Source organism: Streptomyces davaonensis JCM 4913 (genome assembly GCF_000349325.1).
Lineage (GTDB): Bacteria > Actinomycetota > Actinomycetes > Streptomycetales > Streptomycetaceae > Streptomyces > Streptomyces davaonensis.
Genome location: NC_020504.1, coordinates 8,861,163 through 8,879,989 on the forward strand (window position 1 = coordinate 8,861,163; position 18,827 = coordinate 8,879,989).

At 72.3% G+C, this 18,827-nt stretch carries 15 protein-coding genes; 11 read left to right on the forward strand and 4 right to left on the reverse strand.

Annotated elements, in window-relative coordinates:
• The first annotated feature begins 257 nt into the window (after window positions 1-257).
• Window positions 258-1,544, forward strand: a complete 1,287-nt coding sequence (locus tag BN159_RS39235) for a TerD family protein (RefSeq protein WP_015662623.1) — start codon at window positions 258-260, stop codon at window positions 1,542-1,544.
• On the opposite strand, the gene BN159_RS39240 is transcribed toward BN159_RS39235, so the two are convergent.
• A complete protein-coding gene (locus tag BN159_RS39240; RefSeq protein WP_041820466.1) occupies window positions 1,545-2,738 on the reverse strand; it encodes a glycosyltransferase in 1,194 nt (397 codons plus the stop codon).
• Window positions 2,739-2,777: 39 nt separating this feature from the next.
• Here BN159_RS39240 and BN159_RS39245 point away from each other — a divergent pair, with 39 nt between their 5' ends.
• Complete coding sequence (locus BN159_RS39245; RefSeq protein WP_041820467.1) at window positions 2,778-3,563, forward strand: glutamate racemase; 786 nt, start codon at window positions 2,778-2,780, stop codon at window positions 3,561-3,563.
• 85 nt (window positions 3,564-3,648) lie between these two features.
• Window positions 3,649-4,194, forward strand: coding sequence for a hypothetical protein (locus BN159_RS39250; protein WP_041820468.1), 546 nt, complete (start codon window positions 3,649-3,651; stop codon window positions 4,192-4,194).
• Window positions 4,195-4,196: 2 nt separating this feature from the next.
• Here BN159_RS39250 and BN159_RS39255 read toward each other — a convergent pair whose 3' ends face one another.
• Complete coding sequence (locus BN159_RS39255; RefSeq protein ID WP_015662627.1) at window positions 4,197-5,183, reverse strand: O-antigen ligase family protein; 987 nt, start codon at window positions 5,181-5,183, stop codon at window positions 4,197-4,199.
• Window positions 5,184-5,478: 295 nt separating this feature from the next.
• On the opposite strand from BN159_RS39255, the gene lnt reads away from it, so the two are divergent.
• The 4 genes from lnt (at window position 5,479) to BN159_RS39275 (ending at window position 10,437) form a co-directional block, all read left to right on the forward strand.
• Window positions 5,479-7,089, forward strand: coding sequence for an apolipoprotein N-acyltransferase (gene lnt, locus BN159_RS39260; protein ID WP_041820469.1), 1,611 nt, complete (start codon window positions 5,479-5,481; stop codon window positions 7,087-7,089).
• 10 nt (window positions 7,090-7,099) lie between these two features.
• Complete coding sequence (locus BN159_RS39265) at window positions 7,100-7,579, forward strand: NUDIX hydrolase (RefSeq protein WP_015662629.1); 480 nt, start codon at window positions 7,100-7,102, stop codon at window positions 7,577-7,579.
• 55 nt (window positions 7,580-7,634) lie between these two features.
• Window positions 7,635-8,435, forward strand: coding sequence for a 3-hydroxybutyrate dehydrogenase (locus BN159_RS39270; RefSeq protein WP_015662630.1), 801 nt, complete (start codon window positions 7,635-7,637; stop codon window positions 8,433-8,435).
• 67 nt (window positions 8,436-8,502) lie between these two features.
• Entirely contained in the window at window positions 8,503-10,437 is a 1,935-nt protein-coding gene (locus tag BN159_RS39275) for a helix-turn-helix domain-containing protein (protein ID WP_015662631.1), read from the forward strand.
• Window positions 10,438-10,482: 45 nt separating this feature from the next.
• Here the strand turns inward: BN159_RS39275 and BN159_RS39280 are convergent, their stop codons facing one another.
• Window positions 10,483-11,862 (reverse strand): MFS transporter, encoded by a 1,380-nt coding sequence (locus BN159_RS39280; protein ID WP_015662632.1) that lies wholly within the window; start codon window positions 11,860-11,862, stop codon window positions 10,483-10,485.
• A gap of 328 nt (window positions 11,863-12,190) precedes the next feature.
• Here BN159_RS39280 and BN159_RS39285 point away from each other — a divergent pair, with 328 nt between their 5' ends.
• Entirely contained in the window at window positions 12,191-13,927 is a 1,737-nt protein-coding gene (locus BN159_RS39285; protein ID WP_015662633.1) for a serine/threonine-protein kinase, read from the forward strand.
• Window positions 13,928-13,953: 26 nt separating this feature from the next.
• Here BN159_RS39285 and BN159_RS39290 read toward each other — a convergent pair whose 3' ends face one another.
• The gene (locus tag BN159_RS39290; RefSeq protein ID WP_015662634.1) at window positions 13,954-14,754 is read right to left on the reverse strand and encodes a class I SAM-dependent methyltransferase; all 801 of its coding nucleotides are present in this window, start codon (window positions 14,752-14,754) and stop codon (window positions 13,954-13,956) included.
• A gap of 220 nt (window positions 14,755-14,974) precedes the next feature.
• Here BN159_RS39290 and BN159_RS39295 point away from each other — a divergent pair, with 220 nt between their 5' ends.
• The 3 genes from BN159_RS39295 to BN159_RS39305 all read left to right on the forward strand — a co-directional run bounded on the left by BN159_RS39295 (window position 14,975) and on the right by BN159_RS39305 (window position 18,776).
• Entirely contained in the window at window positions 14,975-16,171 is a 1,197-nt protein-coding gene (locus tag BN159_RS39295) for a serine hydrolase domain-containing protein (RefSeq protein ID WP_015662635.1), read from the forward strand.
• Window positions 16,172-16,205: 34 nt separating this feature from the next.
• Window positions 16,206-17,408, forward strand: a complete 1,203-nt coding sequence (locus tag BN159_RS39300) for an alpha/beta hydrolase family protein (protein WP_015662636.1) — start codon at window positions 16,206-16,208, stop codon at window positions 17,406-17,408.
• 132 nt (window positions 17,409-17,540) lie between these two features.
• Window positions 17,541-18,776: a serine hydrolase domain-containing protein gene (locus BN159_RS39305; RefSeq protein ID WP_078598942.1), complete on the forward strand. Its 1,236-nt coding sequence runs from the start codon at window positions 17,541-17,543 to the stop codon at window positions 18,774-18,776.
• Window positions 18,777-18,827 lie beyond the last annotated feature (51 nt).

An 18,827-nucleotide genomic window follows, 5' to 3' on the forward strand; every position in this document is an offset into this window, starting at 1 on the left:
TTTCCGTGTCGGCGGTGACGTGGGATCGCCAATGCGAGCGAACTTGGCAAAAAAGGGCATCGAACGGCGCTTGGATCCTGTAAAGGCCGAGTTCCGCGGGGGTTACCGGGGGTTGGCCAGCGATCTTCGCCGACGCCTTGTAGGTGTTCCGCGCGCGTGGGGAATAGGTTGACCCCGTACGGAACCGATGAACGGAACCGAATGGATCTGCCGGGGCTGACCTGGCGCGCTGACACGTGATGGGGGCGGACATGTCAATGCCGAAAGGGTCGAATGTTCCGGTGCCGACGACGGCACTTCGCGTCGAATTGGGGTGGCGTTCCGGGCCGGGCGTGCCCGACGCCGACGCCTCGGCCCTGCTGCTGGTCGGCGGGAAGGTCCGCTCCGACGCGGACTTCGTCTTCTACAACCAGCCGGTGCACTCCTCGAACGCGGTCCGGCACGAGGGCAAGCGGGACGTCGGCGGCCGGGTGACCGACACTCTCCTGGTCGACCTCGCACGCGTGGAGCCCGCGATCGAGACCGTCATCCTCGCCGCCTCCTCGGACGGCGGCTCCTTCGGTCGGGTCCCCGACCTGGCCATCGAGGTCAAGGACGCGGCCCAGGGCGCCTCGGTCGCCCGCTTCGACAGCACCGGCGCCACCGTCGAAACCGCCTTCGTGCTGGGCGAGTTCTACCGCCGCCAGGGCGCCTGGAAGTTCCGGGCCGTCGGCCAGGGCTACAGCAGCGGCCTGGAGGGCCTGGCCACCGACTACGGCATCACGGTGGACGAGCCCCAGCAGCCCGCACCGGCGCCCGTCGCTCCGACACCGACGATGCCGCAGGTGCCCGTCGCCCCGGCGGCCACCATGCCGCCCCCGCCCGCGGTGCCCCCCACCGCTCCGCCCCCGCCGTCGACGGCCCCGGTCAGCCTCAGCAAGGTGACGCTCACCAAGGCCGCCCCGGCGGTCTCGCTGACCAAGCAGGGCGGCACCTCCGGCGCCCTGCGCGTGAACCTCAACTGGGAGGTGCGCAAGCAGTTCTCGGGCTGGGCGAGCAAGCTGGGCCGCCCGGTGGCCATGCACAACGACCTCGACCTCGATCTGTGCGCCCTGTACGAGCTCGTCGACGGCAGCAAGGGCGTCGTCCAGGCGCTCGGCAACGCCTTCGGCGCGCTGCATCAGCCGCCGTTCATCCTGCTCGACGGCGACGACCGCACCGGTGCCGTGGCCAGCGGCGAGAACCTCACCGTCAACCTCGACTTCCAGCAGGCCTTCCGGCGCATCCTGGTCTTCGTCACCATCTACGAGGGCGCCCGCTCCTTCGCCGACCTGCACGCCACGGTCACCCTCACCCCGCAGTTCGGCGCCCCGGTCGACTTCTCGCTCGACGAGTGCACGGTCCCCTCGACGGTGTGCGCGCTGGCCCTGATCACCAACACCGGCAGTGACCTCGTCGTCCAGCGCGAGGCCCGCTATCTGGTGCCCGAACGCGGGGTGAGCCCGCAGCGGACGGTCGATTACGCGTACGGCTGGGGCATGAACTGGACGCCCGGCCGCAAGTAGTCAGCCCTCGTCGGGCACCGCGTCCGGACGTGTGTAGGTGCGGCCCTTCCAGGCCGCACCGCGCCCCCGGTAGTGCTGCACGGCGGAGTCGACCGTCATCAGCAGATAGAGGAACGCGGTGAACGGCAGCAGCGGGGCGAGCCACAGAGGCTGGCGGTAGTAGCGGAGCATCGGCAGATAGGTCCCGGCCATCACCAGCCACGCAAGACCGCCCGTGACCGCCGTCGCCGGATCCCCGGCGGCCGTACCCGCGATCAGCGCCACCGGCGGCACCAGGTACACCAGGGCGAGCCCGGCGACCGTACCGGCGAGCAGCAGCGGGTTGTGCCGCAGTTGCGCGTAGGCGCTGCGGGAGACCATCCGCCACAGGTCGTGCAGCTTCGGATACGGCCGCACGCTGTCCACCCGGTCGGCCAGGCCCAGCCAGATGTGCCCGCCGCCGCCCTTCACCGCGCGGGCGAGCGCCACGTCGTCGATGACGGCATGCCGGATCGCGTCCGGGATCCGGGCCCGCTCGGCCGCGTCCGCGCGCAGCAGGACACAGCCGCCCGCCGCTGCCGCCGTGCGTGTCCCCTTCTTACCGATGCGGCGGAACGGATACAGCTGCGCGAAGAAGTAGACGAAGGCCGGCACGACCAGCCGCTCCCACGGGCTCTCCACCCGCAGCCGCGCCATCAGCGAGACGGCGTCGAAGCCCCCGGTGCCGGCCGCGGCCACGAGCTGTCGGAGGCTGTCCGGCGCATGGGCGATGTCGGCGTCGGTGAGCAGCAGGTACTCCGGCTCACGCGCGCGTGCCAGGTCGATGCCGTGCCGCACCGCCCACAGCTTGCCGGTCCAGCCCGCGGGCGGTTCACCGGGCGAGCGCACGGTCAGCGGGAGGCCGCCGTATCGTGCGGCGAGTTCGCGCGCCAGGTCACCGGTGCCGTCGGAGCTGTCGTCGTCGACCAGGAAGACCTCGGCCCGCCCCGGATAGTCCTGCGTCAGCAGCGAGGGCAGGCTCTCGGGCAGGACCGCCGCCTCGTCGCGGGCCGGGACGACCACGCAGACCGACGGCCACGCGCGGGGTTCGCGGCGGGCGGGCAGCCGGACGTCCGTGCGCCAGAAGAAGCCCTGACAGAGCAGCAGCCACAGCCAGGCGGCGAGTGATCCGACGGCGATCCACGCGAAGGTGCTCACTCGCGCAGTCTGCCCCACGCCTCCGGCCCGCAAGGGGCCATCGTCTATCGTGGCCGGGTGAAGATCGCGCTGATGGACTCCGGAATCGGCTTGCTCGCGGCCACCGCCGCGGTACGACGGCTGCGGCCCGACGCAGATCTCGTCCTCTCCCTCGACCCGGACGGCATGCCCTGGGGGCCGCGCACGCCCGAGGACCTCACCCGTCGTGCCGTCGCCGTCGCCGAGGCCGCCGCGGCCCACCGGCCCGACGCCCTGATCGTCGGCTGCAACACCGCGACCGTGCACGCCCTGCCCGCCCTGCGGGCCTGTCTGGAACCGGCCATCCCGGTGATCGGCACGGTCCCCGCGATCAAGCCCGCGGCAGCCGGCGGCGGACCCGTCGCGATCTGGGCCACGCCCGCCACCACCGGCAGCGCCTACCAGCGCGGCCTCATCGAGGACCACGCGGACGGCGTGCGGGTCACCGAGGTGCCCTGCCACGGGCTCGCCGAGGCCGTGGAGCACGCCGACGAGACGGCGATCATCGCCGCCGTGGCCGCTGCCGCCGCCCTGACCCCCGACGACGTGACCACCGTCGTCCTCGGCTGCACCCACTACGAACTGGTCGCCGAGCGCATCCGCGCCGCCGTGCAGCGCCCCGGACTCCCGCCGCTCGTCCTGCACGGCTCCGCCGGAGCGGTCGCCGCCCAGGCGCTGCGCCGGATCGGCGAGCAGCCCGCACCCGGCGCGGACGCGGAAGGCACCCTCACGGTGCTGCTCAGCGGACGCGCGGGCACCCTGCCCGAGCCCGCCCTGACCTACGCCGAGGGGCGGCTCCTCGAGGCGGTCACCCCCGCCGGGTGACAAGAACCGGCCAGGACGCCCACGCGGCCCAGTGACCCTCCGCGACGAGGTACCCGCGCAGCGAAACCTGAGTAACCTCATTGCCATGAGGGACCACCCCCACGGCGAGCACGCGCCGCATCCCGACGTCTGGACCGGACGGGCCACCAACCGCGTCCAGTGGCTGCTGGCGCTGGTCGGGGCCGCGTGCATGGCGCTCGGCATCGAGCTGGCCGTCGACTCGGCCTGGACCTCCGGTGTCGCCCCGCTCGCCATGGCCGTCGTCGGCTGCATCGCGGCCGGTCTGCTGGTGCTGTTCGGCACCCTGGCGTTCGTGCATGTCGCGCTGAAGGTCGACAAGGAGTGCCTCGAAGTGCGCTGCGGCCACATGGGCGTGCCGCGCCGCCGGATCCCGCTGTCCCATGTCGTCGGCGCCGATTTCGCCCCGCTGGTCACCCCCCGCCATTGGGGCGGCTGGGGCTACCGCTGGCGGCCCGAGAAGGGCACCGCCGTCGTCGTACGGCGTGGTGAGGGCATCGTGCTGCGGCTCTGGGACGGCCACACGTTCACGATCACGGTGGACGACGCCGAGGCGGCCGTACGGGTGATCAGGGCCCGGCTGGGCGCGGGCACCCCGGGCACCGCGCACTGACCTCAGGTCGTCCGGCGGGCTGCCGACGCGGCGGAGGGTGACGTCTCCGGCATCGGGCGGGCCGTGGCCAGTCCGGCCAGGAGGCCCGCGCCCACCGACACCGTGGTGAAGCTGAGCGCGTTGCCGACCGACGCGATCGCCGCCAGCCCCGTCAGGGCCGCCCCGGCGGTGAGCACGACCGGCGTCGGACGCGGGGCGCGCCAGAGCGCGAAGAGCACCCAGCAGAACGCCGCGGCCAGCAGCACCACCCCGACGACGCCCTGTTCGGCGGCCTGCTGCAAGGGCGCGGAGTGCGGTTTGCCGTCGGAGAGCAGGGTGCTGGTCGCCGTGGTGCTCAGCTCCCCGAAGCGTCCGGGGCCCACGCCCAGGGCGGCGTCCTGTTGCGCGAGGGTCAGGGCGTCGTGCCACAGGTCGAGGCGGTGCCCGGTGAGCTGGCCCTCCAGTGAGGCGGAGAGTCCGTCCGGCACCGCTCGCCCGGCGACGGCCCAGGTCAGACCCGTCACCAGGGCCGTGGTCAGGGCCAGCCCGGCGATGCCCAGGCCCCGGTGGGGCATCTTTCCTGCGGCGAGGGAGCACAGCAGTACGGCGGAACAGGCGACGAGACCCGTGGTGGAGCCGAGGCCGGCCGAGGTCACCGCGATCCCGGCGGCCAGCAGGCGCAGGGCGAGTCGCAGGCCGGGCGCCTTGGCGGCCCAGGCGGCGCAGCACGCGGCGCCCGCGGAGAGGGTCAGCAGGGCGGCCGTGGCACCGGCCTGCCCGAGCGGCGGGACGATGTCGGGGTCCGGGCCGAGCCGGGGGAGGGTGACCGCCAGGGCCACTCCGGCGAGCGCCGCGGCACCTGGCGCGGCGACCGGCAGCAGCGCTCCGCCGATCCGGCCCGCCGCATAACCGGCGGCCACGGCCAGGATGGCGAGCAGTACACCCTCGGGACGGCCGTCCTGCACGGTGGCCGTGACCAGGGCCCAGGAGGCGCAGGCGCCGAGGACCACGACACCCGCCGCGTCAGAAACGTTTCGTCTCTCTCCGACGTCATCGGAACCGGCCGCAGACGTCATCCCCGTGGCACCCACACCGACCGACCCCCGCAACCCGGTCGCCCCCCGACCGCAGGCGAAACGCTCCGCCACGGCCCTGACCGGCTCGTACGACACTTGCTCCGGCACACCGTAACGGCTGATGGACGATTTGTGGACGTCTCGGGGAGGAGCGATGCGGCACACCGGTCCGCGGGCGCCCCGTGGACCGCGCTGTCGGCGCCGCGGCCGCCCGCCGTACACTCCGGGAGTGACCGTCACCGCAACTTCCGTGGACGAGTCGGACCAGGTGAAGCCGCTCGCGCCCGCCCCGCGCCGGGTGTGGCTCGAACGCCTGCTGCCGGCTCTCGCAGCCGCGCTCTTCGGAGTGCTGCTCTACGTCAGCTTCCCGCCGCGCACCCTGTGGTGGCTCGCGCTGCCCGCCTTCGCCGGGTTCGGCTGGCTGCTGCGCGGCCGCAGCTGGAAGGCGGGTCTCGGTCTCGGTTACCTCTTCGGTCTGGGCTTCCTGCTGCCGCTGCTGGTGTGGACCGGCGTGGAGGTGGGCCCCGGGCCGTGGATCGCGCTCGTGGTCATCGAGGCGGTCTTCGTGGCACTGGTCGGCGCGGGCGTCGCCCTGGTCTCCCGGCTGCCGGGCTGGCCCGTCTGGGCCGCCGCGCTGTGGATCGCCGGGGAGGCGGCACGCGCGCGTGCGCCGTTCAGCGGATTCCCCTGGGGCAAGATCGCCTTCGGTCAGGCCGACGGCGTCTTCCTGCCGCTCGCCGCGACGGGCGGCACCCCGGTGCTCGGCTTCGCGGTGGTCCTGTGCGGCTTCGGCCTGTACGAGGTGGTCCGGCTCGCCGTGGAGCGGCAGCGCACCCGGTCCGTGCAGCGGTCCGCCGCAGCCGTGGCCCTGCTGAGTGTCGCGGTGCCCGTCGCCGGGGCGCTGGCCGCCCGGCCGCTGGTCAGTGACAAGGCCGAGAACGGCACCGTGACCGTGGCCGTCATCCAGGGCAACGTGCCCCGCGCGGGGCTGGACTTCAACTCCCAGCGCCGGGCCGTGCTCGACTACCACGCGCGGGAAACGGAGCGGCTCGCCGCCGAGGTCAAGGCGGGCAAGGTCGACCGGCCCGACTTCGTGCTCTGGCCGGAGAACTCCTCCGACATCGACCCCTTCGCCAACGACGACGCCCGCGAGGTCATCGACACCGCGGCCAAGGCCATCGGCGCGCCGATCTCCGTCGGCGGTGTGGTGGAGCGGGGCGGCAAGCTGCTCAACGAGCAGATCCTGTGGGACCCGGCCAAGGGCCCGCTCCAGACGTACGACAAGCGGCAGATCCAGCCGTTCGGCGAGTACCTGCCGCTGCGGTCCATGATCGGGGCGATCAACTCCGAGTGGACGTCGATGGTCCGCCAGGACTTCAGCCGGGGCAGCAAGCCGGGCGTGTTCGACATCGACGGCACCAAGGTCGGCCTCGCCACCTGCTACGAGGCCGCCTTCGACTGGGCCGTGCGGGACACCGTCACCGACGGCGCGCAGATGATCTCGGTGCCGAGCAACAACGCCACCTTCGACCGCAGCGAGATGACCTACCAGCAGCTCGCCATGTCGCGGGTGCGCGCCGTCGAGCACAGCCGGACCGTCACGGTCCCGGTGACCAGCGGTGTCAGCGCGATCATCATGCCGGACGGGACGATCACCCAGAAGACCGGCATGTTCGTCGCCGACTCGCTGGTGCAGAAGGTGCCGCTGCGCTCCTCCGAGACGCCCGCCACCAAGCTCGGCATCCTGCCGGAGATGACCCTGGTGCTCATCGCCGCGGGCGGGCTGGGATGGGCGATCGGCGCCGGAGCGCGCAAGAGGCAGGACACACCGGCCCGTTAGGGTCGGTGGCATGCCTACTCCTGACTTCATCCGCACGATCCGGGCGTCCGCCGGGAACCAGCTCCTGTGGCTGCCCGGCGTGAGCGCCGTCGTCTTCGACGACGAGGGCAGAGTGCTCCTCGGGCAGCGCGCCGACAACCAAAAGTGGGCGGTGATCTCCGGTATCCCGGACCCGGGCGAGCAGCCCGCGGAGTGCGCCGTGCGGGAGGTGTACGAGGAGACCGGCGTGCACTGCGTGCCCGAGCGGATCGTATTGGTGAAGTCGGGGCGGGAAGTCACCTTCGACAACGGCGACATCTGCCAGTTCATGGACGTGTGCCTGCGCTGCCGGGCGGTCGGCGGTGAGGCCCGGGTCAACGACGACGAGTCGATCGCGGTCGGCTGGTTCGAGGTGGACGCGCTGCCCCCGCTGAGCGAGTACCAGCTGTTCCGGATCAAGCAGGCGCTGTCGGACGAACCCACATGGTTCCAACCCATGACAAGCGACTGAAGTATGGGCTCTGACCACATGGGGTGGGGCGGGGGCGCTGCCTAGGGTCGGGTGCATGACCCCGTCCAAGGCCCTCCCGGCACCCCCCGCCCCCTCGCTCGATCTCGGCGGCCGTACCGCCCTTGTCACCGGCGCCGCCGGTGGCATCGGACGCGCCTGCGCGTTGCGGCTCGCGGCCGCCGGGGCCAAGGTCAGAGCGGTCGACCGGGACGCCGAGGGCCTGGAGACGCTCGCCGAGCAGTGCCGGGGCCTCGCGGGCACCATCGAGGCCCACCCCCTCGACCTCACCGACCTGGACGCCGCCGAACTGGCCGCGGCCGGCACCGACGTCCTCGTCAACAACGCCGGACTACAGCTGGTGCGGCCCCTGGAGGAGTTCCCGCCGGACGTCTTCCACACGGTGCTCACCGTCATGCTGGAGGCGCCGTTCCGGCTCATCCGAGGTGCCCTGCCCCATATGTACGGGCAGGGCTGGGGCCGGATCGTCAACGTGTCCTCCGTGCACGGCCTGCGCGCCTCCGCCTACAAGGCGGCCTACGTCTCCGCCAAGCACGGTCTGGAGGGCCTCTCCAAGACCGCCGCCCTGGAAGGTGCCCCCCACGGCGTCACCTCGAACTGTGTGTGCCCGGCCTATGTGCGCACCCCGCTGGTCGAGAAGCAGGTCGCCGACCAGGCCCGGGCGCACGGCATCCCCGAGGAGCGCGTCCTGAGCGAGGTGATGCTCCAGGACATGGCCCTCAAGCGGCTCATCGAACCGGACGAGGTCGCCGAGGCCGTTGCCTATCTGTGCAGTCCGCAGGCATCCTTCGTCACCGGTACGTCGCTCGTCCTGGACGGCGGCTGGACCGCGCACTGAGCGGTCGTCGCTCTCGGGTTGTCCACAGGGCCGACCCGGCGACCGTGCGATGGGGAATCCTGTGAGCATGTCCCGCGATCACGTGCAGTCCGCAGAGCGCTCCACCGGCCCGGCGCCGGGCGGCGGCGCCGAGGCGCCGTTCCTCGAACTGCTGGCCCGAGGCGCCTCGGCCGACGCCTACGAGCAGCCGGTGCTGCTCGCCCGCGCCGAAGGACAGCCCGCCGAACGGATCGCCGGGCTCGAAGCGGCCAAGCTCGTCGCCCTGCGCGTCCGCTCCGAGCTGGAGGGACGGCGCAGGCGCGAGGCCGAGCTGTCCGCGCTCTTCGAGACGGCCCACGACCTGGCGGGCCTCAGGGACCTGGACGCCGTGCTCCAGGCGATCGTGCAGCGCGCCCGCTCGCTGCTCGGCACCGATGTCGCCTACCTCAGCCTGAACGACCCGGGGCGCGGCGACACCTACATGCGGGTCACCGAGGGCTCGGTCGCCGCCCGCTTCCAGCAGCTCCGGCTCGGCATGGGCGAGGGGCTCGGCGGCCTCGTCGCCCAGACGGCCCGCCCCTATGTCACTGACGACTACTTCCAGGACGAGCGGTTCCGGCACACCGCCAGCATCGACTCCGGGGTGCGCGACGAAGGACTGGTCGCGATCTGCGGGGTGCCGCTGATGCTGGGGCACCACGTCATCGGCGTGCTCTTCGCGGCGGACCGGCGGGCCCGGGTCTTCGAGCGGGAGCAGATCGCCCTGCTCGGCTCCTTCGCCGCCCTGGCCGCGGCCGCCATCGACACCGCCAACCTGCTCACCGAGACCCGCTCGGCCCTCGCCGACCTGGAGCGCGCCAACGAGATCATCCGCGACCGCAGCGGAGTCATCGAGCGCGCCTCCGACGTCCATGACCGGCTCGCCGAGCTGGTGCTGCGCGGCGGCGGGGTGCACGACGTGGCAGCGGCCGTCTCCGAGATCCTCGACGGCACCGTCGAGTTCACCGAGTCCGCCCCCGGCGCGGCCTTGGAGACCTCCCGCGCGGAAGGGCACGCCGTACGGCACCAGGACGACTGGATCGCCGCCGTGGCCGCGGGCGGTGAACTGCTGGGCGCGCTCGTCCTGCGCGGCCATCCCGGGCTCGACCCGGTCGACCAGCGCACCCTGGAGCGCGCCGCGATGGTCACCTCGCTACTGCTGCTCGCCCGGCGCTCGGCCGCCGAGGCCGAACAGCGGGTCCGCGGCGAGCTGCTGGACGACCTGCTGAACGGCCGCGACCGCGACCCGCGGCTGCTGCGCGAGCGCGCGGCCCGGCTCGACGCCGATCTCGACGCCACCCATGTCGTCCTCGCCGCCCGCCTCGACGGGCCCACCGTCGGCGCCGACGAGGAGGCCGCCGCCCGGCGCCGCCTGTGGTCCGCCGCCTCCCACCTCGCCGCGACCCGGCACGGCCTGGCCGCCGCCCGGGACGGCGGCACGGTCCTGCTGCTGCCCCTGGAAGGGGGCGACTCTGCCACCGTGCTGGCCCGCCGCACCGCCCACCAGCTGGGCACCGCCGTCCACGAAGCGGTCACCGTGGGCGCCTCCGCCCCCGTCGAGGACCTCGCCACCTACCCCGACGCCGTGGCCGCCGCCTATGAGGAGGGCCGCCGCTGCCTGGACGCCCTGCGCCTGCTCGGCCGCCGCGGTGACGGCGCCGCCGCCGAGGACTTCGGCTTCGTCGGACTGCTGCTGGCCGGCGAACGGGACATCACCGGCTTCGTCGAGCGCACCATCGGCCCGGTCGTCACCTACGACGAACGACGCGGCACCGACCTGGTGCGCACCCTCGACGCCTACTTCTCCAGCGGCATGAGCCCCGCCCGCACCAAGGACGACCTGCACGTCCATGTGAACACCGTCGCCCAGCGCCTGGAGCGCGTCGGACGCCTGCTGGGCGACGACTGGCAGAGCCCTGCCCGCGCGCTGGAGATCCAGCTGGCCCTGAGGCTGCACCGCTTGTCGGCGCCGGCCACGCACTGACCCCCGTACGCGCGAGGCGTACGGGGGCCGGGTTCCCGGACGGGATCAGCGGGTGTGCGCGTCCGCCGTCCGGACGGCGGCGGGCTGCGCGTCCTCGGGGGAGGGCTCGATGTCCGCCAGGTCCCGGTGGCGGGTCTCCTTGGCCACGCCGACCGCGATCAGCGTCAGGACGACCGCGGCGATCACGTACAGGGCGATCGGGGTGGAGCTGTCGTAGTCGGCCAGCAGCGCCGTGGCGATCAGCGGGGCCGGGGCGCCCGCCGCGACCGAGGCGAACTGGGCGCCGATCGAGGCACCGGAGTAGCGCATCCGGGTCGCGAACATCTCGGAGAAGAAGGCGGCCTGGGGCGCGTACATCGCGCCGTGCAGCACCAGACCCACCGTCACGGCGAGGACCAGGTTGCCGAAACTGCCGGTGTCGATGAGGGCGAAGAACGGGAACATCCACACGCCGATTCCGGCCGCGCCGATCAGATAGACGGGACGGCGTCCGATGCGGTCGGACAGGGCGCCCCAGAGCGGGATGACCGCGAAGTGCACGGCCGAGGCGATGAGGACGGCGTTGAGCGCGGTCTGCTTGGAGACATCGGCGGCGGTGGTGGCGTAGACGAGGATGAAGGCGGTGATGACGTAGTAGCTGATGTTCTCCGCCATCCGCGCGCCCATCGCGATGAGGACGTCGCGCCAGTGGTGGCGCAGTACCGAGACGAGCGGCAGCTTCTCCGCGCTGTCGGACTTGCGGGCCTCCGCCTGGGCCAGCGCCTGCTTGAAGACCGGCGATTCATCGACAGACAGACGAATCCACAAACCGACCATCACCAGGACACCGGAGAGCAGGAACGGGATGCGCCAGCCCCAGCTGGTGAAGGCGCTGTCCGAGAGGGTGGCGGTGAGCAGCGAGAGCACACCGGTCGCGAGCAACTGCCCCGCGGGCGCGCCGGTCTGCGGCCAGGAGGCCCAGAAGCCGCGCCGTCGCGCGTCCCCGTGCTCGGAGACCAGCAGGACGGCCCCGCCCCACTCGCCACCGAGCGCGAAGCCCTGCACCAGCCGCAGCACGGTCAGCAGCACGGGAGCGGCCGAGCCGATCGTCGCGTGCGTCGGCAGCAGACCGATCGCGAAGGTGGCCCCGCCCATCAGCAGCAGGCTGAGCACCAGCAGCTTCTTGCGCCCGAGCCGGTCCCCGTAGTGCCCGAAGACCAGGGCGCCGATCGGACGGGCGGCGAATCCGACGGCGTACGTCAGGAAGGACAGCAGGGTGCCGACGAGCGGGTCGGAGTCGGGGAAGAACAGCTTGTTGAAGACGAGGGCCGCGGCGGAGCCGTAGAGGAAGAAGTCGTACCACTCGATGGTGGTGCCGATGAGGCTGGCGGCGACGATGCGCTTCAGGTTGTTCGGCGTCGGTGGAGCGGGTGCTGCGGAGGCCATGAGCGCCACTTCCTCGTGTGCTGTGGGGACGGGTATGCGTGTCGGCACACCGTAGGAAGCGGCAGGTCAGGCTCACATGTGGTGGGACAACATAGTTCTGTGGCGAGGTATGCGTGCGGCCACCATGCCTGTTCATGGAGCGCTGGTTCAGGGGCTTGAGGAGCGGCTTGGTCGACGGTGTTGGGCTTCTTGTAGCGGAGCCCATTAAAGCCGGGCTGAGGTTGTGGAGTTTGCGCAGATTGCCTGTGCGTGGCGCAGAGGCGCGGGATGATCCGGAGGGTGGTCGGGCCGGGGCGATCCTGGCGCGGGGGGATGAGGAGGCGTGGCGGTGCGGGACCAGCTGTTGGGGGGCCGTTACCGGCTCGTGGAGCCGCTCGGCGAAGGCGGTATGGGGACGGTGTGGGAGGCCCGGGACGTGAAGCTGGACCGGCCCGTCGCGGTCAAGCTCATCTCCTTGCTCTCCGGCGGTGGCAGCCATGCCACCGAAGCCCGCGCCCGCTTCCTGCGCGAGGCGCGGCTCACCGCCCGGCTTCAGCATCCCCGCATCGTGACCCTGCACGATGTCGGAGAAGCGGTCGTCGAGGGACGGGCGACGCCCTTTCTCGTCATGGAACTGTTGCGCGGCGAGGGTCTGGACGTTCTGCTGCGCCGTGGCGACGTCACCCCGGGAGACACGGCGCGGTGGGGCTCGCAGGTGGCCGACGCGCTGGCCGAGGCACACGGAGCGGGGGTCATGCACCGGGACATCAAGCCCTCGAACATCATGGTCACCATCGCCGGCGACGTGAAGGTCCTGGACTTCGGCATCGCGCGGGCGGCAGACCCGTACGCCACCGCGGACCGGCTGACGCAGACCGGCTTCATCGTCGGCACCCCGGCTTACATGGCGCCCGAGCAGGCCCGAGGCCGCCCCGAACCCCGCAGCGACCTGTACGCCCTGGGCTGCGTGCTCTTCGAACTCCTCACGGGCCGACTGCCTTTCGAGGCTCCCGACACCATGGGCTATCTCAGCGCCCACCTCACCGACGACCCACCCGCGCCCGGCTCCGTCGCTCCAGGCGTGTCGGCCGACTGGGACGCGCTGGTCCTGCGGCTCCTGGAGAAGGAGCCCGGCCGGCGGCACGACAGCGCGGCGGAACTCGCAGCGGCCCTGCGGCAGTTGCCCCGTCCTGCGCCGATCGCCTCGGTGAACGCATTGACCGAGCGGCACCAGGCCGACTTGCCGACCGTCGGCGCCACGACCCAGGGGCCGGGCGGGGCCGACCTCGACGCGCGCCTGACCGCGACCGTCACCATGGCCGCGACGCTGACCTGCCTGCCGCTCCTGGTGTATCTGCTCTCCCAGGTCGCCACCTACATCTCGGACAGCAGCGCGCCGACCGGACTGCTCGTCGCGAACCTGCTGCTGGGCGTGCCGGAGTCGGCCGCGCTCGGGATCGGTGCGGGGCTGCTGTTGCGCCGTAGGCAGGCCGGCCGTCGCACGGTCGCGGTGGCGGGCGCCGCGACTGCGCTGCACGGGCTCAGCGCCAGCCTCCAGTACCTGGTGGCGGACGGGCCCCGTACCATCGCGTTGATCGCCTACGTCGTCGGCCCGGTGATGGCCGTGGCCGCGGCGACGGCGGCAGTCGCGGCCGGCCGCCCGTCCACGGCCCGATGGTGCCGCGACGTGCAGGCGATGCCGGAGCCGGTCGTCCGGGCGGGGACCGCCGCACCCGCCCTGCTCACCCTGTTCGGAGCGGCCGCCATCCCCGTCTCCGCGAGCCGGGCCGTCGACGTGGGTGTGGCGACGTACACGGCGCAGACGCTGATGACGGTGCTCTTCTCGGTCTTCACACCGGTGCTCGCGATCGGCATGGCCCTGGTCTTCGTCCGGAATCCGGTCGGCCGCATGCTCGTCGCCGCGGGCGGGCTCGGCTTCGCCCTCGTGGCACTGAACGGTCCGCTGTACGCAGACGCCCTGGGCTCCGCGTTCCGGATCCCGCTGTTGCTGCTGGCGATCGCGGCTGTCGTCACCACGATCCGCGCCGCCCTTCCGCCCCGAGCCCACCGCCCGGCGTCCACGTAGTGCACGCGCCGCCACCACAGGGGGTCTCAGCGGCGGCGACCCCAGGCCATGAGCAGGCCCGGGCCGAGTTCGGCCAGGTGGGGCGAGGAGAGGTAGTCGAGGGCCTCGTCGACGGTGGCCGCGTCCACCCGGCCGGTCGCTGTCAGTTCGGGGCGCATGCGCTGCCAGGTCTGGGACCAGAAGCGGGCCAGTGGGCCGCCGGGGAGCAGGGGCGGGCAGTACAGTTCCGCGGCGACGTCCGTCAGGCCCTCCTCGCGCAGGAAGTGCGGGTAGGCCGGTACGCCGGTGATGTCGGTGCCGATCGTCGTGCGCAGCGCCTCCCACATGGCGTCCATGGTCCGGCGGTAGGCGGAGGACGAGGACGTGTCGTGGGCGTCGGGCAGCTCTGCGGCGTCGCCGAGCAGGATTCGGCCGCCCGGGTTCAGGAGGCTCACCAGCCGTGAGACGAGGTGGCGGCGTTCGCGCAGGTGCATCAGTACGAACCGGGCGTGGATCAGGTCGAAGGTGCCCAGGTCCAGGGTGTCGTCGGTGAGGTTCGCGGTGACCACCCGTAGACGGGGCTCGGCCGCCAGCGCGCCGGTGTCCCGGTCCACGGCGACCACCTCCGCGACGTCCGCCTCGCGCAGCAGCCAGCGCGCCACGGTCCCTGTCCCGGCCCCCACCTCCAGGCAGCGCAGGCCCGGCCCGGCTCCCAGCGCCCGGAGCCGGTGGGTGGTGACGGGGTCGTAGACCAGCGCGGCGTCGTCGATCCGCTCCGCCTCGCCCGGGTGCCCGGCGTCGAACAGGTCCTGCCCGTACCGGCCGTGACCGGGGTGCGTCGAGTCCATGATCCGACGCTAGAGCCGCCGCCAGGGCGCTGCCATCGGGGGCGTAGCGGGTGCCCGCCCGAAGCGATCGTCCGCCGAGCCCGCCACGGCCGCTCCAGCGGCCCCCGTGTGGCTCCGATCGAGTGGACTCGCCTGACCAGGGGCTGGAGCGGGTCCTGCGCCAGGTACCCGAATAGGGATTGTTCCCCTCACTCACCACCTGATCCGGAAGAGGTGCCCCGTGCGCCGAACTCCCTCCCGCCGCCTGTGGGCTGCGGCCCTGCTCGTGGCGTCCGTGCTCACCCCGCTGGCGGTGCCACCCGCCGCGGCCGTCACCGCGAGCGTCGACCGGCACGACACGGACGACTGCCCCACGCACGGACTGGGGCGCGAGCTGACCGCCAAGCTGGACAAGGCCGTTGAGGACGTCCGCCGGCAGGCCGACATCCCCGGTCTCGTCGTCGGGCTCTGGATGCCGGGCAAGGGACGCTACGTCCGCGCGACCGGCGTCGCCGACACCGCGACCGGCCGACCGATGACCAGCGACATGTTCGTGCGGATCGGCAGCGAGACCAAGACCTTCACCGTCACCGCGCTGCTCAAGCTCGTCGACGACCGCCGGATCGGCCTGGACGACCCGATCTCGAAGTACGTCAAGGGCGTGCCGAACGGCCGCAAGATCACCCTGCGGCACCTTGCCGAGATGCGCAGCGGCCTGTTCCCCTACAGCTCCGACCCCGACTTCGTGCACGACCTGCTCAGCGACCCGAGCCGCACGTTCACCCCCAGGCAGCTGCTGGCCTACGGCTTCAAGCACAAGAACACCTTCGCCCCGGGCAAGCAGTTCGAGTACAACAACAGCAACCTCGTCCTGCTCGGCCTCGTCATCGAGAAGGTCACCGGGCAGCGGCTCGCCGACGTCATCGACAAGCGGGTGCTCCGCCCGGCGCACCTGCGCCACACCCTGTTCCCGGACAACTCCGACATCCCCCGGCCCCATCCGCAGGGCTACACCAACCAGACGCTGAGCGGCGAGGTCACCGACGCCACGCACTGGAACCCCAGTTGGGCCTGGGCGGCCGGAGCCATGATCTCCGACCTGGAGGATCTGCGACGCTGGGCGAAGATCGTCGCCACCGGCACGCTGCTGAGCCCGCAGACCCAGGCCCAGCGACTGAAGATGCTGCCGACCGGCTTCCCCGGCACCAGCTACGGCCTGGGCATCTTCGAGAGCGGCGGCTGGATCGGCCACAACGGCTCCATCCCCGGCTACGAGACCGTGACCGTCTACCTGCCCTCGAAGAAGGCGACCCTGGTGCTGATGCTCAACACGGACATCACCTACCAGGGCCAGGAGCCGTCCTCCCTGGTCGCCCGCGCGATCACCCAGATCGTCACGCCGGACAACGTGTACGACCGCCCGATTCCGCCGCGGTAGACAAGCCCCCGCCCGAAACACTCCGGAGGCCCTCATGCGGCTGTTCGACGACGCGCTGTTCCAGATGTTCGCCGAGCGCGCCCTGATGACGATGACCGGCGGCGGCGCGGAGTGGGGCGAGTGCGCGCTGACCGCCCGGCGGATCACCGAGGGCGACGCCGACAGCTGGTTCGAGCAGTGGACGTCGACCGCGGCGACGGTGCGCGGCTGGGCGGAGGAGAGCGCCGAGTCCGGCCACCCGGTCAGCGCCCGTGAGGCGTTCCTGAGGGCCTCCACGTATTTCCGCGTCGCCTACTACCCGCTGTACGGCGTGCCCGTGGACCCCAGGCTCACCGAGGCGGCGAAGCGGGAGCGGGAGTGCTTCGCCCGCTTCGCCGAGCTGTGCGATCCGCCGCTCCAGCCGGTCAGGGTGCCCTACGAGGGGACGTACCTGGACGGCTATCTGTGCCCCGCGCGGGGACCGGAGGCCGAGCGGGGGCCTCGGCCGACCGTCGTCGCGGTCAACGGCTACGACTCCAATGTGCACGAGATGTACTGGGCCCATGCCCGCCCGGCGACGCGGCGTGGCTACCACTGTCTGCTGGTGGACGGCCCTGGGCAGGGACTGGCCCTGGTCGGGCAGGGCCTGACGATGCGTCCGGACTGGGAGAACGTCCTGCGTCCGGTGATCGACCACGCGGTGACGCTGCCCGGCGTCGACCGCGATCGGCTGGCGGTGATCGGCTGGAGCTTCGGCGGCTTCCTCGCCCCGCGCGGGGTGAGCGGGGACCCGCGCGTGGCCGCGCTGGTCGCCGATCCGGGACAGTGGGACCAGATGGAGAACCTGCGTCGGATGCTGCCGCTGCCCCAGGATCTGAAGGACCGTCTCCCGGACGCGGCGCCCTCGGAGCTGGATCCCCACCTCGCGCCGCTGGCCCAATCCCCGGAACTGCACTGGCGGTTGGTTCAGCGCGGGCTGTGGGTGCACGGGCTGAAGAGCCTCGGTGAGTACGTGCTGGAGATGGACCGCTATCGCCTCTCCGACGTCGCGGCGAACATCTCCTGCCCCACCCTGGTCGCCCTCAACGCCGACGAGCCGGGCGCCGCCCGGGCCGAGACGCTGTACCGGGCGCTGGACTGCCCCAAGACCCTCGTGCGGTTCTCCGCCGAGGACGGCACGCCGGGGCACTGCGAGGGCTGGAACCGGTCGCGGTACAGCCAACGGGTGTTCGACTGGCTGGACGACGTGCTGGCCTGACGTATCGGCAGCGGACCGATGCTGTTCTGACGTACCGGCACAGGGCCGATGCAAAAGGCCTGACGGGTGATCTTCGCGCGAGTCGACGGCGCCCGTTCCGCCGCGCGGACGGTCCCGGCGAATACTCCGGCCATGAGACGAGCCCGTATCCTCGCACCGTCGCGCCTTGTCGTGGTCACCTCACTCACCGCCCTCCTCGCCCTCGGCACCCCGGTCACGGCCGTGGGCAGCGCGACGGGCGACGGCGGCCGCCACGGCCGGCCCTGTGCCGCTTCCCGGCTGCCCGACCACGGCCCGGCACGCGATGTCCTGCGGATCGCCCAGCGCGCCAAGGCGGACATGGACCTGAAGTCCGTGATCCTGCGGGTCAGCGTCGACGGGCACGACGTCGTCACCACCGCGCTCGGCGAGTCGATGACCGGGGTACCGGCCGAACCCGCCATGCACTTCCGGAACGGCAACATCGCCATCAGCTACATGGGCACGGCACTACTGCGCCTGGTCGACCAGGGCAGGGTGGACCTGGACGACCCCGTCGGACGCTGGCTGCCCGGCCTGAAGGACGGCGACAGGATCACCCTGCGGATGCTGGCCGCCTCCACCACCGGGCTGCGTGACTACGTCTCCACCCCCGGCTTCCCCGCGGACATCGCCGCGAACCCGTTCCGTCAGTGGACCGCCAAGGAACTCGTGTCCATCTCGACCCGCCAGGAGCGGTGGTACGAACCGGGTACCAACTGGAGCTACTCCCACGCCAACTTCGTCCTGCTCGGCGCGGCCCTGGAGAAGATCACCCGGACCAGGCTGGACGTCCTGCTCCAGCGCGAGATCATGGGCCCGCTCGGACTGCGCGAGACGCGCAACAGTTTCACGCCGGACATCCCGACGCCGGTCCTGCACGCCTTCACCGCCGACCGCGGGACGTACGAGGAGACCACCTTCTGGAACCCGTCGTGGACCACGGCGCCCGGCGCGGTGCAGACCACCGACATCTGCGACCTGGCCCGCTCGGCTGCCGGGATCGGCTCGGGCGAGCTGATCTCCCCGTCCTCCTACGCGGAGTTGCTGAACCCGGGGACGGTGGGCCTCGGCCACGCGACCGCCAAGTGCCCGGCCACGGTCTGCATCGCCCAGACCGAGGACACCCACTACGGGATGGGCGTGCTCGTCCTGGGCGACTGGATCGCCCAGCACCCGCTCTTCTTCGGCTACTCCGCCTCCATGGCCTACCTCCCTTCCGAGCGCCTGTCGATCGCGGTCTCCACCACGCAGGGGCCCGACGCGGAGGACGGTCACACGGCGCATACGATCGCCCAGCGCATCGCCGCCGCGCTGGCACCGGAGCACCCGATCCCCGACTTCGGCTGACCCCTCGCCGACAGAGGCCACGAGCATCCGGCTCGGGGCCTCTTGTCTTGT

Excerpts from the sequence above, each read along its gene's own strand:
- BN159_RS39235 (WP_015662623.1), top strand. The coding sequence starts at position 258 with ATGCCGAAAGGGTCGAATGTTCCGGTGCCGACGACGGCACTTCGCGTC.
- BN159_RS39290 (WP_015662634.1), bottom strand. The coding sequence starts at position 14,754 with ATGGACTCGACGCACCCCGGTCACGGCCGGTACGGGCAGGACCTGTTC.
- BN159_RS39250 (WP_041820468.1), top strand. The coding sequence starts at position 3,649 with ATGAGGGACCACCCCCACGGCGAGCACGCGCCGCATCCCGACGTCTGG.
- BN159_RS39270 (WP_015662630.1), top strand. The coding sequence starts at position 7,635 with ATGACCCCGTCCAAGGCCCTCCCGGCACCCCCCGCCCCCTCGCTCGAT.
- BN159_RS39300 (WP_015662636.1), top strand. The coding sequence starts at position 16,206 with ATGCGGCTGTTCGACGACGCGCTGTTCCAGATGTTCGCCGAGCGCGCC.
- BN159_RS39305 (WP_078598942.1), top strand. The coding sequence starts at position 17,541 with ATGAGACGAGCCCGTATCCTCGCACCGTCGCGCCTTGTCGTGGTCACC.
- BN159_RS39265 (WP_015662629.1), top strand. The coding sequence starts at position 7,100 with ATGCCTACTCCTGACTTCATCCGCACGATCCGGGCGTCCGCCGGGAAC.
- BN159_RS39275 (WP_015662631.1), top strand. The coding sequence starts at position 8,503 with ATGTCCCGCGATCACGTGCAGTCCGCAGAGCGCTCCACCGGCCCGGCG.
- BN159_RS39280 (WP_015662632.1), bottom strand. The coding sequence starts at position 11,862 with ATGGCCTCCGCAGCACCCGCTCCACCGACGCCGAACAACCTGAAGCGC.